The sequence below is a fragment of the Micromonospora sp. NBC_00330 genome, assembly GCF_036136635.1.
Classification (GTDB): Bacteria; Actinomycetota; Actinomycetes; order Mycobacteriales; family Micromonosporaceae; genus Micromonospora; species Micromonospora salmantinae.
On record NZ_CP108012.1, the window covers coordinates 5909980 to 5925267 of the forward strand.

18 protein-coding genes are annotated in these 15288 nt (G+C 71.2%); 4 read left to right on the top strand and 14 right to left on the bottom strand.

The window, feature by feature from the left end:
- Positions 1-85 precede the first annotated feature (85 nt).
- From OG598_RS26885 to OG598_RS26915, 7 genes are all read right to left on the bottom strand, one after another.
- Complete coding sequence (locus OG598_RS26885; protein WP_328651610.1) at positions 86-1456, bottom strand: hypothetical protein; 1371 nt, start codon at positions 1454-1456, stop codon at positions 86-88.
- 129 nt (positions 1457-1585) lie between these two features.
- The gene (locus OG598_RS26890; protein WP_328651611.1) at positions 1586-2032 is read right to left on the bottom strand and encodes an imidazolonepropionase-like domain-containing protein; all 447 of its coding nucleotides are present in this window, start codon (positions 2030-2032) and stop codon (positions 1586-1588) included.
- A 2-nt stretch (positions 2033-2034) separates the two neighbouring features.
- A complete protein-coding gene (locus OG598_RS26895; RefSeq protein WP_112583954.1) occupies positions 2035-2802 on the bottom strand; it encodes an SGNH/GDSL hydrolase family protein in 768 nt (255 codons plus the stop codon).
- Between the two features lie 173 nt (positions 2803-2975).
- The gene (locus OG598_RS26900; protein ID WP_328651612.1) at positions 2976-4106 is read right to left on the bottom strand and encodes a hypothetical protein; all 1131 of its coding nucleotides are present in this window, start codon (positions 4104-4106) and stop codon (positions 2976-2978) included.
- 227 nt (positions 4107-4333) lie between these two features.
- Positions 4334-5470: a TolB family protein gene (locus OG598_RS26905; RefSeq protein WP_328651613.1), complete on the bottom strand. Its 1137-nt coding sequence runs from the start codon at positions 5468-5470 to the stop codon at positions 4334-4336.
- 227 nt (positions 5471-5697) lie between these two features.
- On the bottom strand, positions 5698-6876 hold the full coding sequence (locus tag OG598_RS26910; RefSeq protein ID WP_328651614.1) for a hypothetical protein: 1179 nt from the start codon (positions 6874-6876) through the stop codon (positions 5698-5700).
- The gene (locus OG598_RS26915) at positions 6873-7403 is read right to left on the bottom strand and encodes a SigE family RNA polymerase sigma factor (RefSeq protein ID WP_112726603.1); all 531 of its coding nucleotides are present in this window, start codon (positions 7401-7403) and stop codon (positions 6873-6875) included. The genes OG598_RS26910 and OG598_RS26915 overlap by 4 nt, the downstream gene beginning before the upstream one ends.
- A gap of 141 nt (positions 7404-7544) precedes the next feature.
- Between OG598_RS26915 and OG598_RS26920 the strand changes: the two genes are divergently transcribed.
- Genes OG598_RS26920 through OG598_RS26935 form a run of 4 tightly spaced genes read left to right on the top strand, consistent with a single transcriptional unit; the run spans position 7545 to position 10923 of the window.
- Positions 7545-9314 carry a proline--tRNA ligase gene (locus tag OG598_RS26920; RefSeq protein ID WP_328651615.1) on the top strand — a complete coding sequence of 590 codons (1770 nt, stop codon included), beginning with the start codon at positions 7545-7547 and terminating at the stop codon, positions 9312-9314.
- Between the two features lie 57 nt (positions 9315-9371).
- A complete protein-coding gene (locus tag OG598_RS26925; RefSeq protein WP_030487636.1) occupies positions 9372-9797 on the top strand; it encodes a CBS domain-containing protein in 426 nt (141 codons plus the stop codon).
- A 35-nt stretch (positions 9798-9832) separates the two neighbouring features.
- On the top strand, positions 9833-10261 hold the full coding sequence (locus OG598_RS26930) for a SufE family protein (RefSeq protein WP_124858574.1): 429 nt from the start codon (positions 9833-9835) through the stop codon (positions 10259-10261).
- Between the two features lie 20 nt (positions 10262-10281).
- Positions 10282-10923 carry a DsbA family oxidoreductase gene (locus tag OG598_RS26935; protein ID WP_328651616.1) on the top strand — a complete coding sequence of 214 codons (642 nt, stop codon included), beginning with the start codon at positions 10282-10284 and terminating at the stop codon, positions 10921-10923.
- Between the two features lie 32 nt (positions 10924-10955).
- Here the strand turns inward: OG598_RS26935 and OG598_RS26940 are convergent, their stop codons facing one another.
- From OG598_RS26940 to OG598_RS26970, 7 genes are all read right to left on the bottom strand, one after another.
- Positions 10956-11546 carry a YbaK/EbsC family protein gene (locus OG598_RS26940; protein WP_328651617.1) on the bottom strand — a complete coding sequence of 197 codons (591 nt, stop codon included), beginning with the start codon at positions 11544-11546 and terminating at the stop codon, positions 10956-10958.
- Positions 11547-11641: 95 nt separating this feature from the next.
- Positions 11642-11836: a hypothetical protein gene (locus OG598_RS26945; RefSeq protein WP_030331904.1), complete on the bottom strand. Its 195-nt coding sequence runs from the start codon at positions 11834-11836 to the stop codon at positions 11642-11644.
- A 37-nt stretch (positions 11837-11873) separates the two neighbouring features.
- The gene (locus tag OG598_RS26950) at positions 11874-12656 is read right to left on the bottom strand and encodes an SDR family oxidoreductase (protein ID WP_328651618.1); all 783 of its coding nucleotides are present in this window, start codon (positions 12654-12656) and stop codon (positions 11874-11876) included.
- A 72-nt stretch (positions 12657-12728) separates the two neighbouring features.
- Positions 12729-13382 (bottom strand): GAP family protein, encoded by a 654-nt coding sequence (locus OG598_RS26955; protein ID WP_328651619.1) that lies wholly within the window; start codon positions 13380-13382, stop codon positions 12729-12731.
- Between the two features lie 51 nt (positions 13383-13433).
- Positions 13434-14645 carry an MFS transporter gene (locus tag OG598_RS26960; RefSeq protein WP_328655443.1) on the bottom strand — a complete coding sequence of 404 codons (1212 nt, stop codon included), beginning with the start codon at positions 14643-14645 and terminating at the stop codon, positions 13434-13436.
- A 3-nt stretch (positions 14646-14648) separates the two neighbouring features.
- The gene (locus OG598_RS26965) at positions 14649-14822 is read right to left on the bottom strand and encodes a hypothetical protein (protein ID WP_328651620.1); all 174 of its coding nucleotides are present in this window, start codon (positions 14820-14822) and stop codon (positions 14649-14651) included.
- A gap of 59 nt (positions 14823-14881) precedes the next feature.
- Positions 14882-15142 (bottom strand): hypothetical protein, encoded by a 261-nt coding sequence (locus OG598_RS26970; RefSeq protein ID WP_442931382.1) that lies wholly within the window; start codon positions 15140-15142, stop codon positions 14882-14884.
- Between the last annotated feature and the right edge of the window lie 146 nt (positions 15143-15288).

The window sequence follows — 15288 nt, forward strand, 5'->3', positions numbered from 1 at the left end:
AAGGTACGCCGGATCGCCAGCCGCGACCGCTGTAACGGGACCGGCCCACCACCCGCACGGGATGGTGGGCCGGCCGGTCGACGGGTTACTGGTCGCCGGCCTGCACCGGGTTGCTCGGCGGGGGATTGCCGACGAAGAAGATGAAGGACGTCGAACCCGACTGGGTGCCGTTCCGGTCGATGCTCCAGACGGTGAGCATGGTCAGCCCGGCCTTGGTCGGCGTCCAGGTCACCGACGCGGTGCCGTCGGCCGCCGCGGCCACGGTGCTGGTCGCCGTGTTGAAGCTGTAGCGGTAGCTGACCACGTCAGGCTGACGTGGGGTGAAGGTGAAGACACCCGGCACACCCGGCGCCCCACTGGTGGCGCCCTGCCGATAGACAGTCGCGGCGATCTTCGGCGCGGTGGACAGCGCGAAGGTGCTCGTCGTGGTGGCGGTCACACCATCGGCGGTCACGCTGGTCACGGAGAGCGTCCGGTTGCCGCCCCGGGTCGCGGTGACGGTCAGCGTGGCGGTGCCGTCGGCCGCCGCCTCCACCGTCTGCTCGGGGTCGCCGTCCAGGTGGAACCGGTAGCGGACCACACCCGTCATCTGCGGCTGCACTGTGAACGTGGTCGGCACGCCGATCTCGGTGAGTCTGCCGGTGATGATCGGCGCGACGTCGCTGGCCCGGAATTCGTACCGCGCCTCGGGCGACCTGTTCCCGGCCGCGTCCAGGCTCCACACCACGAGAGTGTTGGGCCCCGCATCCGGGCGGAGCGTGACAGTGACCGAGCCGCCGGGCTGGTCGGCCGACACCGCGTGGACGCCGTCCTCGCCGAGCAGCTCATACCGGAAGCCGACCGCGTCCGGTGTCGCCGCCGCGTCGAAGGTGAACCGACCCGGCAGCGCCGGGTGCCAGCCCTCGACGGGGAAGTCGGTGGAGGTGACGACCGGCGCTACCTCCGGGCCCTGGAAGTCGGTCCGGAGGTAGCAGAGGCCACTCCACTCGCCGGTCGCCTCGCTGTCCGCCGCCCGGACCTGCCACGCGTACAACCGGTCGTGGGTGAGCGTTTCCCGTTCGAAGAGGCCGCTCTCCCGATCGCCTTCCCGACCGTTGTACCCGAATCGCTCGATCCGAGCCGTCGGCTCGTCGACCGGCCAGAGCGCGAACGTCGCGGTCAACCGGTCGGTGACACCGTTCTCGTCGACGTCCGGGTCGTGCAGGACGGCGGAGAGCGCCAGGTCGTCGTTCTGCCACAACTGGTACGGCTCGGCCGTCGCGCACGGCTCGCCGGAGGTTTGCAGCTCGGTCGGCACACCCGGCGGCTGGTTGTCGCCGACGGAGAGCGCCTCGTCCGCTGCGGCCGGCGCGGCCGTGAGCGTGAGCGCTCCGGCGGCGACCGCAACGGAAAGCCCCATGGCCAGCAGTGCCCGGACGGGTCTTGCGGATGTCGTCGTGCCAGGTATGAGGGTCATCCCTCATCCACCTTTCCCCGATGTCCCCGCCTTCCGAACAGCGGGGGCAGCGGATGCTATCGAGGACGGCGGACATCGGGCGACCCCGATTCGATCGCTGCTATCCACAGTGGAGACAGATCGACCTGTTCAGGCGCGACGGTGGGCGATCCGACCGGCGACGACTGTCACCAGGCAGGTGCCGTCGACGCCGTGCACCGCGAGGTCGGCCCGCCCGTCCGGGCGCAGCGTCGGCGCCACGGCGGTGGCCAGCACCAGCAGGTCGCCACGCTCGGCGGCGGCCCGCAGCGCCGGGTCGGCCAGGTGTTCCGCCAGCACCGCTGTCACCCCGGTACGCAGCAGCGCGTGCACCCGCTCACGCGGGGTCGGCGCGGGCGGCAGCGGCCGGTCGTGCAGCAGACCCGGCCCCAGCGTGCCGGGCCAGCGGCGAACCCGGGCGTTGGCGTACGCCGAACTCAGCTCCGCCAGCGGGCCGACGGCCTCGATCCGGTCGCCACTGACCAGCACGGCGTGGTCGGGCACCGACTCGCCGTCCCGGTCGCGGCGCAGCAGGGCCGCCGTGTGCAGAGTGAGCATGCTCAGTCGACGAGCGGGCCGAGTTGCGGGCGCTTCGCCGTCACCGTGTCACCGGACGACCGACCGGTCAACCGCCGCTTCACCCAGGGGGCGAGGTACTGACCGGCCCACCGCAGGTCAGAAGCGCGGGCGGCCAGCCACGGCGACGGCGCCGGGTGCGGCGGAACCATCAGCCACTCCTCGTCACAACCAACCCCGAGGGCGTTCAACACCTGCCCGGCGACCCGGCGATGCCCGGCCGGGGAGAGGTGCAGCCGGTCGGTGCTCCAGAGCATGGGGTTGAGGAACGTGTCGTCGGCGTACAGGTCGACCATGATGGCGCCGTGCCGCTCGGCGGTCTCGCCGACAGCCTGGTTGAGCAGCTGCACCCGGGGGGCGACGAGGCGTTGGCCGGGCAGTCGGGCCATCACGTCCGCGAACCGGAAGAGGAGTACGTCCGCGCCACCCGAGCGCAGTTGCCGGACCACCTCGTCGAAGCGGGCGACAAGCGTGTCCGGGTCGAAGGTGCGCCGCAGCACGTCGTTGCCACCGGCCGCGAAACTGATCAGGTCGGGCTTCATCGCCACGGCGGAGGGCACCTGCTCGGCGACCACGCTGGGGAAGAGCCGGCCCCGGATGGCCAGGTTCGCGTACCGGAAGTCGGGCCCCGCGTCGGCGGCGAGCCGGGTCGCCACCAGGTCCGCCCAGCCCCGGAAGGTGCCGTCCGGGTACGCGTCGTCCATACCCTCGGTGAAGCTGTCCCCGACCGCGACAAAACTGCGCCAGCGCACCCGCGCCTCCCTCACGCCACCCGTTGCCTGCGGCGACCAGTCTGTCACCGCAGGAACGCCCGGCACCGCCCCGAATCCACTACGTGTCGGAGGTCATTGCGCGCACGACGGGCGGGACCGGCCACCCCCGTGAGTGGCCGGTCCCTCGTACCCGGTGACGCTGCACCGGGAGCTCAGCCCAGCAGACCACCCCACGGCTGGCCGGCGGGCACCGACGCGGTGGCCAGCACCCGGCCACTGGCGGCGTACCGGACCAGCCGGTACGCCGGCGCGCCGTCGGACGGCGTTCCCGCGTTGACCTGCACCACCAGACCGCCGTCGGCCAGGACGAGCCCGTCGATGGCTTGGCCGTGCCCGGTCGGCTGCTTCCAGGCCGGGTCCAACGGCGCCAGCTCGGTGACGGCCCCGCTGACCGCGTCGAGCCGGTAGTTGCGGAACCGCTCGCTGCACCCACATCCCCCGGGGCTGGTCGTGTGGGCGCTGATCACCAGCGTCCGGCCGTCGCCGGAGATCGCCGCCACCCCACCAATGACGAGGCCGGCGGGGAGGCGCGGGCTGATCGCACGTCGGACGCCTCGCTCGTCCCCGATCGCCACGGTCTGCGCGCCGACCTGGGCGATCCATCCGCCGGACACCGTCGGGCACTTCGGGTAGTGGGTGGCGAGCACCTTCTGCCCGGTCCCGTCGGCGTTGACCGCGATGAGCGTCAGCTCCTTCTCCCGCCCCAGGCCGTACAGCACCCGCCCGGAGTCGAGCCAGCTCGGCGCGCAGGTCTGCTGACCCTGGGTCGGGATGACGTGCCGCTTCGTGCCGTCGAACGCGCTGATCACCAGCCGGCGGGCGGACCCTTCCATCCAGGCCGCCCGTCGGCCGTCCGGCGAGACGGCGAGCGGGCCATTGATGTTCTTGCTGTTCTCGGGGCGGCCCGAACGCACCAACTGCCAGCTCCCACCAGGGGTACGCCGCCAGATCCGGGCCGGGTCGTTCTGCTTCTGGCCGGACTCCTCGGCGGTGTACCAGGTGAGCTGCGGCCACTGCGTCGAGCCGACCGCCGGGCGGGCCGGCGCGACAGCCGGGGCCGCATCCGGGACGGAGCCGCCAGTGCCGGCGGCCGAGGTGTCGCCGGCCGAGGGAGCGGCGGTGGCGGTGGCCGATTCGGCCGGAGCGGGCGCGGCCTTCCGGTCGGCGGTGCCGCAGGCAGCGGCACCAAACGCCAGGAGCAGCAGGGCCGCCGTACCGGCGAGCGCGCCGGAACGACGGGCCGAGGCGGGACGGGTGGTGTGGGTGAACGGGCCGAGGTTCATCGTTTCGATCCTTTGTGGAGGCCTACCGTGCCTGACACCACCCAAGACGAGCGCCCGGCCGTGGCGAGTTGCCGCCGTGGCGCGCTACTACCTGACAGTCGGATCCGCTCGCACCGGCAACCTTTTCCGCAGTTCACCGACCGTGATCAACACTGGGCCGTCGACGGTTCGCAGACGCGGAAAGGGTGGGTCACCCGAGGGTGACCCGCCCTTTCTCGCGCCGATCGTCAGTCGACGACGGCCAGGATCTGCTCGTCCTTCAGACTCGCCGGCTCGGCGGTCTCGGAGACCTTCCTGCCGTCCTCGTCCACCAACAGCACCGCATATCGGCTACCGGACTGGACCCGCACGACCATCGAACCGTCGGACTGGAAGTAGACCTGGTGCAGGGTGCGCCCACCCAACGGCAACGAGACCTGCTTGCCCGTACGGGTGTCCAACACCACGTTGGCCCGCAGATCACGCGCGAGGTTGCCGTCGTCCTCACCGAGCTTCATTCGCAGCAGGGCGATCCGGGAGCCGTCCGGGGAGAGACTAGCGATGTCGTTGCTGTGCCAACCGTCGAGGGAGAAGCCGGGGATGGCTCGCTTCTTCGTGCCGTCCGTGCCGTAGAGCACGACCCCGGCATCGACCGTGACCCCGACATCGGTGGTCATGGCGATGGTCTTACCGTCCGCCGACCAGACGGCATGGCAGGCCGAAGGTTCGGTGCGCCACCAGCGCACCGTCCTCTTCTCGGAGCGCGTATCCAATAACCCGAACCGGCCATGACCACCGCCTGGCAAATCCACGCGGAACAGCAACTGCCGCCCGTCAGGGGACCAGGCGGGAGTGACGCAGTACGGATCCACCTCCGAGCGCATCTTCTGCTTGTTCGACCCGTCGACGTTGGCGATGTAGAGGTTGCCGCTGTCGTCGGCACCCTCGCCCGCCCAGGCCACCCGGCGGCCATCCGGCGACACGTTCACGTTGAGGGTCGCCGCTGTATGCGGCAGCACCATGAGCCGCACCGGGTTCTCACCCGGACGCCATGACCGCAGATTCCCGTTCTCACCGACGGGCTTCCTGGCGGGGCCGTAGAAAAGGTTGCCGATCTGCACGGACGGGGTGTTCGTGCTGGACCCGCCGCTGGGTGGGGCGCCGGCGCCGCCCGTGCCGGCGGCCGAGGTGTCGCCGTTTGCGGGAGCGGCGGTGGCGGTGGCGGTGGCCGATTCGGTCGGAGCGGGCGCTGCGGCCTTCGGGTCGGCGGTGCCGCAGGCATTGGCACCGAACGTCAGGAGCAGCAGGGCGGCCGTACCGGCGAGCGCGCCGGAACGACGGGCCGAGGCGGGACGGGTGGTGTGGGTGAACGGGCCGAGGTTCATCGTTTCCATCCTTTGTGGAGGCCTACCGTGCCTGACACCACCCAAGACGAGCGCCCGGCCGTAGCGAGTTGCCGCCGTGGCGCGCTACTACCTGACAGTCGGATCCGCTCGCACCGGCAACCTTTTTCGCAGTTCACCGACCGTGATCAACACCGACTGGCCGGCGGTGCGCAGACGCAGAAAGGGCGGGCCACCCGAGGGTGACCCGCCCATCTCGCGCCGATCGGTCAGTCGACGACGGCCAGGATCTGCATGTCCTTCAGACTCGCCGGCTCGGCGGTCTCGGAGACCTTCCTGCCGTCCTCGTCCACGAGCAGCACGGCGTACCCGCTGCCGGCCTTGACCCGCACGACCATCGAACCGTCCGACTGGAAGTAGACCTGTTCCAGGGTGCGCCCACCCAACGGCAACGAGACCTGCTTGCCCGTACGGGTGTCCAGCACCACGTTGACCCGCAGATCGCGAGCCACGTCGCCGGCATCCCCATCCGGCTTGTGCCGCAGCAGCGCGACCAGCGAGCCATCCGGCGAGAGACTGACGACGTCGTCGGTTTGCCATCCGTCCCGGGAGAAGCCGGGGACGACTCGCTTCTTCGTGCCGTCCGCACCGTAGAGCGTGACCCCATAGTCGATGGTCATGGCGATGGTCTTACCGTCCGCCGACCAGACGGCGTTACAAGCCTCGAAATCTTCGAATTCAGTGGTCCACCAGCGAACGGCCTTCTCCGCCGAGCGCATGTCCAGCATGCCCAACCGAGCGGTTTCGAGCGGTTCTACCAACTCGCGGAACAGCAACTGCCGTCGGTCCGGCGACCAGGCCGCACCGACGCAATACGCACTGACATTCGAGCGGATCTTTTCCTTGCCGGAGCCGTCGGCGTCGGCGACGACGAGGTCGCTATTGCTGTCCACCCACGCCACCCGGTGGCCGTCCGACGAGACGCTCATGTTGCCCTTGAACGCGATGTCGGGCAGCGCTAGCAGCCGCGCCGTACTGTCGCCCGGGCGCCAGGACCGCAGGTTCGCGGTCGTTACCCGGGACACGCTGGCGGGGCCGTAGAAGAGCTTGCCGAACTGCACGGACGGGGTGTTCGTGCCCGTTCCGCCGCTCGGTGGGGCGCCGGGCGTGTCGCCGGCGCTGGTGGACGGCGTCGGGGTGGGAGTCGGCGTCGGCGTCGCGGTGACCGACGGGGTGTCGGCGGGCAACGGGGCCGGGGACTGGTCCGGTCGGATGGCGAAGGCGGTGCCGGCCGCCGCGGCGATCAGCACCAGCGCGGCTGCCGACGTGGCCACCGCCCGTTGGATACCGAGCCGGCGGGACGTACGCAGGGTCCGGTCCCGCAAGTCGACCGAGGTGACCTCGTCGGCCAGGGCGGTCAAATCGAGCCGGAGGCGCTGGTCGTTCATCGGGTACTCCCTTCCAGGACGTACAGCTCGGCGAGTTCGGGCGCAACGGTGCGCAGCCTGGCCAGTGACTTGGCCGTCTGGCTCTTCACAGTGCCGATCGTGACGCCGAGCAGGTCCGCCGCCTCCGCCTCGGTGCGGTCCTCGAAGAACCGCAGCACCAGCACGGCACGTTGCTTCGGGGAGAGCTTCGCCAGTGCCGCCCGCAGGGTGAGCCGCAGACTGGTCTGGTGGGCGTGGTCCGGGGCCGAGTCGCCTCCGCGTGGCTCGGGCAGGTCGCCCGGCATCGACTCGGGTACCCGGCGCCGACGCCACCAGGACACCTGTAGGTGGTACATGGTCTTGCGGGTGTACGCCTCGGCGTTGCCGCTGTGGTGCAGGCTGTTCCAGGAGCGGTGGGTCCGGGCCAGGGCCGACTGGACGAGGTCCTCGGCCAGGTGCTGGTCACCGGTGAGCAGGTAGGCCGAGCGCAGTAACGCCGGTGTGCGGGTACGGACGAACGAGTCGAACTCACTCAGCAGAGGGTCCACACGGGCCAATCCTTCAGGTCGGGGTACGAGGGCTTGGTGTCCTTGCAGACGCCAGCGACGGCGCCGATGGTTGCCGGTGTCGGGCCCGGCTCGGATCGAAATGGATCGCTCATCCTGCCGCACCGGCCGTAGGCTGCGCGGATGCTGCTACGCATGTCGACTTTGTTGCTGCGGACCCTGCGCGAGGATCCGGCCGACGCGGAGGTGCCGAGCCATCGGCTGCTGCTGCGCGCCGGCTACATCCGTCGTGCCGCACCGGGCGGCTACACCTGGCTGCCGCTGGGCAAGCTGGTGCTGGATCGGATCACCGAGGTCGTACGCGCCGAGCTGGTAGCGATCGGCGACCAGGAGGTGCACTTCCCGGCGCTCCTGCCCGCTGAGCCGTATCGCACGAGTGGTCGGTGGACGGAGTACGGCGACGACATCTTCACCCTCGCCGACCGGCGCGGTGCCGAGCACCTGTTGGCGCCCACCCACGAGGAGATGGCGGCGCTGCTGGTCAAGGACCTGTTCACCTCGTACCGGGACTTCCCGGTGACGCTGTTCCAGGTGCAGACGAAGTTCCGCGACGAGGCACGGCCTCGGGCCGGGTTGCTGCGCGGCCGGGAGTTCCTGATGAAAGACGCGTACTCCTTCGACCTGGACGAGGCGGGGCTGCGGGAGGCGTACGGGCGGCATCGCGCCGCGTACCGGCGGATCTTCGACCGGTTGGGGCTGGACTACACGGTGGTGCAGGCGATGTCCGGCGCGATGGGCGGCTCCGCGTCGGAGGAGTTCCTGGCGGCGACGCCGGTCGGCGAGGACACCTTCGTGGGCTGCACCTCCTGCGACTTCGCGGCGAACACCGAGGCGGTGGCCACCCGGGTGCCGAGCGCCGGTGACCCGAGTGCGCAGCCGGCCGTCGAGGTGCACGACACTCCGGAGACTCCGACAATCGCCAGCCTGGTGGAGTTGGCGAACGCGCGCCGGTTGGGCGGTCGGGTCGGCTGGACCGCCGCCGACACCCTGAAGAACGTCGTGTTGTCAGTTCGTCAGCCGGGTGCCGACCGGGCCGAACTCCTGGTCGTCGGGCTGCCCGGTGACCGGGAGGTCGACCTGAAGCGGGTCGGTGCCGCGCTGCACCCGGCACAGGTGACAGTCTTCGAGGAGTGGGCCGAGCATCCGGAGCTGGTTCGTGGCTACATCGGACCGCAACTGCTCGACAAGCTGGGCATCCGCTACCTGGTCGACCCTCGGGTGGTGGCCGGTTCGGCCTGGCTGACCGGGGCGAACGAGCCGGGCCGACACGCGACAGACGTGGTGTGCGGGCGGGACTTCACCCCCGACGGCACCATCGAGGCGGCCGACGTCCGCGCCGGCGACCCCTGCCCGGGGTGCGAGGCGGGCGAGCTGACCATCCGGCGGGGCATCGAGATCGGGCACATCTTCCAGCTCGGCCGCCGCTTCACCGACGCCTTCGCTGTCGACGTGCTCGGGCCGGCCGGCAAGCCGGTCCGGCCGACGATGGGCTGCTACGGCATCGGGGTTTCCCGGGCGGTGGCGGCAGTGGCCGAGCAGCACCACGACGACCGGGGACTGGTCTGGCCGGCGGCGGTCGCGCCGTGTGACGTACACCTGGTGGTTGCGGGCAAGGGCCCGCAGCTCGACGCGGCGCTGGAGCTCGGCGGGCGTCTCGCCGCTGCCGGACTGCGGGTGCTTGTCGACGACCGCACGCACGTATCGGCCGGGGTCAAGTTCACCGACGCCGAGCTGATCGGCATCCCCCGGGCCGTCGTGGTCGGCCGCCGGCTCGCCGAGGGGTACGTCGAGCTGCGCGAACGGGCCGGCGACGGGCGCATCGAGCTGCCGCTGGACGGTCTGGTGGATCGACTCGTCCACGAGGTACGCCAGGTTCGTGCGAGCCTGGTGTAGCTGCCGCGTCACTGGGTAGTGCTGTCTGATCGGGTGGAAACGTCTTCGGAGGCTCTCATGACCGGTTACCGGGTCAGTGACGTGATGACCAAGCAGGTCGTGTACCTGCCGGCCGAGACCACCCTGGACGAGGCGGCCAGGGTGATGAAGGAGGCCGACATCGGTGATGTGGTGGTCACCGACGGCGCCAGCCTCGCCGGCATGCTCACCGACCGGGACATCGTGGTGCGGGCCGTGGCGGAGAACAGCTCCCCTGCGGCCACCACCATCGGCTCGATCGTCACCCGCGAGGTCGTCATGATCGAGCAGCACTGCACTGCGGGTGAGGCGGCGGCGCTCATGCGGGATCGGGGCATCCGACGGGTGCTGGTCTGTGACAGTGACCGCAAGCTGGTGGGGATCGTCTCGCTCGGCGACCTGGCCATGCAGCTCGACCCCACCAGCGCGCTCAGCGAGATCAGCGAGCAGTCGCCCACCGTGTGACCGGGGCCCCGACACGACGGCGGTAGCCTCGACGCATGGCTGACATGCCGGCCCGACTGGCCGAGATCGTCGACGAGTTCGCCGCCGCGCCGCGCGACCTGGTGCTGGAGATGCTCCTGGAGTACGCGGACGTGATCCCGGCGCTGCCGGAGGGCGCCGCGGAGCGCGAGGGCATGGAACAGGTGCCCGAGTGTCAGACGGCGTTCTTCCTGCGCGCCCGGGTGACACCGGAAGGCACCGTGGAGACGCTGTTCGACTGCCCGCCGGAGGCGCCCACCACCCGGGCGTTCGCCGGGATCCTCGCCGAAGGGCTGGCGGGGGCGAGTGCCGAGCAGGTGCTGGCCGTGCCGGACGACCTCTATCAGCGGATGGGGCTGGCGCAGGCGATCAGCCCGCTGCGGATCCGTGGCGGCACGGCGATCCTGGGCCGCCTCAAGCGGCAGATCCGGGAACAACTCGGCTGACCGCGAGGTTGCCACCGATCATGGAGATCGAGATCTACGCGGACGTCATCTGCCCGTGGTGCTACATCGGCAAGCGCCGCCTGGATGAGGCCCTCGCCAGCTACGAGGGCGAGGTGACGGTCCGCTACCGGCCGTTCCAGCTCGACCCGTCGCCGGTGTCGCAGCCCCTGCCACTGGTGCAGGCGCTGGCCGGCAAGTTCGGCGGCCCGGAGCGCGCCCGGCAGATGGTCGACCACGTGACCCAGGTCGCGGCGGCCGACGGGCTGCGGCTCGACTACGACCGCGCGGTGATCGCCAACACCTTCGACGCGCACCGGCTGGTCTCCTGGGCGACCGACCAGGGCAGGGCGGCCGAGATGGTGGAGGCGCTCTACCAGGCGCACTTCAACCACGGGGTGGACGTCGGCTCGCGGGAGGCGCTGGCCACAGTGGCCGGTGAGATCGGCCTCGACGCGACCGACGCGCGCCGGTTCCTCGACTCCGACGAGCGCGTGGCCGACGTCGCCGCCGACCTGGCCGCCGCCCGGGATCTGGGCATCACCAGCGTGCCGACCTTCGTGCTGGCCGGGAAGTACGCGGTCTCCGGTGCGCAGGACGTGCAGACGCTGCTCGCCGCGTTCGCCGAGGTCGAGCAGCGCGAGTCCGCAGCGCACTCACACTGAGTCACCGACGGCCGGGTGTCCGACATCGATGATCACGATGTTTCACGTGCAACAACATCGATGCCGGTGCCTGGCCAGACCGGCCTGGCCAGCCCTTCCACCACCTGGGCACCCGGCAGCGCGCCCAACGCCGGCCCCGGCAGCGCAATCTTGCTGTGCCGTACGCCGGACCCGACGATCACGTGCGGTGTGGCAATGACCCGCGCGTCCACCAGGATCGGCCACTGCGCCGGCAGCCCGATCGGGGTGATGCCGCCGTACTCCATGCCGGTCAACTCGACAGCGTCGGCCATCGGGGCGAAGCTCGCCTTGCGGACGTCCAGCGCCCGGCGGGCCACGCCATTCACGTCGACGCGAGTGGTGGCCAGGACGATGCAGGCCGCGTAGCGCACCACGCCCTCGCGCTTGCCCGCCACCACGACACAGTTGGCCGACACGTCCAACCCCACCTCGTACGCCGCGCAGAACGCCGCGGTGTCGGCGAGGTCGGCGTCGATCGGCGCGACCAGCACGTCGTTGACGTCCACCGGCGCGTCGGCCGGCCACTGCGCGATGGCTTCCGCGACCGGCGGGGCGAGCAGATCCAGGCGGGCGCGGGCCGGTTCGGTCTTCAGCGTTCCCATCACGGGTGCGATCCTCGCATCCGCGACGCTGAACCGCCCAGCGGCTCCCCGGCCCCCCGGCGACGCCACCGGCCCGGGCCGGATCGATCCGGCGCTCAACTGCCCGCGAGGAAGGCGTTGTCGCGCATGAAGGAGCGGTCGCGGGCAGCCGCCAACTCCTCCTCGCGCTGGGCCTTGGCCCGTTGCAGCTCCAGATCCTCGAACGCGTGCCGGACACCCAGCCGGATCACGCCGTAGAGGAAGACGAAGCCGAAGACGTAGAGGATCACAGTGGTGACGACAGCGAACATGGCGTCACGGTAAGACGAACGTGAACCGTTGTTGCTCTCATTTCCGGTCGGTTCCCCCGTACGTGTCAGCCAGGTGGTCGGCCCAGGTACGCACGCCCCGGGGCAGCGCCTCGGTGGCCAGACCACCGGCCCGCAGCTCGCGACCGAGCCGGCCGGGAATCCGCACCGGCAGCAACGGCCGTCGCGAGCCTCGGGCCGCACGCCACGCCCGAGCGGCCTCGTCGAAGCGGAGCACCTGCGGCCCGCCCAGCTCCTCGATGCCGCCCAACGGGCCGGCGACCAGTCGGGCCGCCAGCCGCGCCGCCACCTCGCCGGGGTCGACCGGTTGGGCGAGCACCGCCCGGTCCCCGATCACCGGGCCCAGCCGCGCGCTGGCGGTCAGCATGTCGTCCAGGAACTGGGGGAACTGGGTGGCCCGCAACACCGACCACGGCACCGGACCGGCCGCGATCACCTGCTCGGCGGCGAGTTTGTGGCGGTAGTACGGGATCGGCACCCGATCAACCCCGACGATCGAGATGTAGACGATGTGCCGGACACCGGCCGTGCCGGCGGCCACCACCAGTCGGCGGGTGCCCAACACGTCCACCTGGTAGGTCTGCCGCCCCCGAGGCGCCGACACCAGGTGCAGCACGGCGTCCACCCCGGTCACCGCCTCGGTCAGCCCGTCCCCGGTGGCCAGGTCGGTCACCACCCACTCCACGTCCGAGCTGGCGGGCGGCCGGCGGCTGGTGGCCCGGACGCTGATCCCGTCGTCGCGCAGCCGGCCCAACACCGCACGGCCCAGATTGCCGGACGCCCCGGTGACCAGAACCCTCATCTCGTCCTCCCACTCGCTTGACCTGACCTTGACGAAACGGCGCGGCATCCCGTGACGGGGTTGGGCGGCGGCTCACCCTGACCGGATCAGGTCCACCACGGTGAGCAGCGCGAAGAACGCGATCACGATCTCGTTGACGATCCAGGCGTGCCCCTCGGCCCACTCCCGCATCCGGGTCAGCACCCGCGAGGCCCGGCTCCCCAACAGCAGCAACGCCAGCAGCGGCAGCGCGAGCAGGAGCACTGTGAGCAGCACGAACGGCACCAGGTGCCACCACGGCAGATCATGTCGGGCCACGCTCGCCCCGACGGTGGCCATGGTCAGGTCGTCGGTCGGCGTCGCCACGAAGAGCAGCGCACCCAGCCGCAGCGCCTGCGGCGGACCGGCATGCTCGATGCTCCCCAGCCAGCGCGGCGGTCCGGAGCGGTCCCTTCGGACCCAGATCAGCACGGCCAGGCACACCAGCAGAGCCAGCACCACCAGGTCGATGGCGGGGCCGCGATCGACCTTCCCGGCGACGGCGCTGGCGTCGGCGGCCACCCCACCCACCAGCTTGGCCAACAGCCAGGCCACCGTCACCCCGGCGGCAACCACCAGCCCTGCGCCGGCGAGGAAGCCCAGCGACGCCGCCCGGGGCCGATCCGACGAGGCCAGGAAGACCGCCACCACCAACTGCGTCCCGGCGACCATGACCACGGCGAGCGGCAGGACGGTCAGGAAGTTCATCGCCCGCCATCCTTCCGGCACGAACGGGCGGGACGCGGCGGAATCGGCGGATCACCCGGCCTGTCGCACACCCCCGTCCACCACGACCCGGCCGGCCAGCAGCGCCCCGAGCAGCGCCAGCCCAGCGGTCACCACGAGCGTCGTCGTGTAGCTGGCCGGGCCCGGCGCGCTTCCCGCCGCCAACACGGCCCCGGTCAGCGCGAGCACCGTCGCCGCGAAGAGGGAGTCGCTCAGTTGCAGTGACGAGCTGTTGCGGCCCTGCTCACCCGGCGCGGACAACTCCAGGGTGAGCACCGACAACGGCGGATAGAGCAACCCCATGCCCAGACCGGCGATCGCCCAACCGGCCACGGCGACGGCCACCGGCAGCTCGGGCCGGACGGCCAGCGCCACAGTGGCGATGCCGACGGTGATGCAGCTCAACCCGGCGCGCGGCAGGCTGGCCCGCGACGCGGGCACCGGGATCCGGCCCTGCAACCAGGAGCCCGCCGACCAGGCCAGCGCGCCGACAGTGAGGACCAGCCCGGCCGCGGTCGGCGAGAGACCTCGTTCCCGGGAGAGCATCAACGGGATGACCACCTCGGCGCCGACGAAGGCCGCCGACGCCAGGCCACGCAGTCCCACGACGGTGGGCAACCCTCGTGCTGCCCGAAGGAACCCGGCCGGCAGCAGGCGCGGGGCACAGACCAGCAGGCCGACCACGGCGAACGCGACAAGCACCAGGGCCGTGGCGCCGCGCTGCTGCCCCCCGATGTGCAGCAGTGCGGCACTCACCGCGGCCCCGCACGCCCAACCGATCCGTGCCGCCGCACCCGTCGGCGGGCTCGTCGCCGCACTCCGACCCAGGGACCGCAGGCCGGGATGGATCAGCAGCCCCGCCGGCACCGCCACCGCCGGCACCGCCAGGAAGACCCACCGCCAGCCCAGGTGCTGCACGATCAGGCCGGCAACCGCCGGCCCGACCAGCGACGGTACGACCCACGCCGCCGCGAACGCCGCGAAGATCCGCCGGTGCAGGTCCTGCGGGTACGCCTGCCCGACGATCACGTAGAGCGCCACCGAGAGCAGCCCGGAGCCGAAACCCTGCACGACCCGCCCGACGACCAGCGCGCTCATCACGGGGGCGGTCCCGGCGATCAGCAACCCGACCACGAACCAGGCGACGCCGTGCCACATCGGCCCCTTCGGACCGCGCGCGTCGCACCAGATGCCGGAGACCACCATGGCCAGCACACCGGTGGCGAACGGGCCACCGAACGCGATCCCTTAGAGCGCCAGCCCGTCCAGGCTGCGCGCGACGGTCGGCATCGCCGTACCGACCGCCAACGCCTCGAACGCGAGGAGTGAGATCAGCGCGACGCTGCCCACCGTCATCGCGCGCAGCCGGGGTGCGAAGAGTCCCGGTGCGGCGGGTGTGGCGGTGACGGCGGTGCTCGGCATCGACCGAGCATGCGACTTCAACCCTGATTCATGTCAACCGTCCGGTGACCCGGCTCTCGTCAGGCGTCCTGCAGCGCCTCCCCGACACCCCGCACCAGTCCGGAAAAATGCTGGTCTGCCAGCAGGTGACCGGCGGTGATCACCACGGCGATCGGCCACTCGATGACATGTAGCGCGGCGAGCACCCCGAGCCCGGCGTAGTAGACGACCTTGTCCGGTGGCGGCACCGCCACCTCACCCACCATCGGCAGTTGCACCCGCCGGTTGTACATCGTGACGTTCTCCCGTGAACCGTTGAGATGTCGCGTCAGCGTGCTCATGCCGGCCTCCCCATGTCCGGTGATGGTCGTCGGGTTCCACAGCCCATCCCGTCCATGCGCCAGCGACGGCGGAAAATTCCGCCACTCAGGGGGCATAACGGATGGCAGGTCGGGAAGCCAGGCCGCCGGACGTGAGTGCGGTGGGA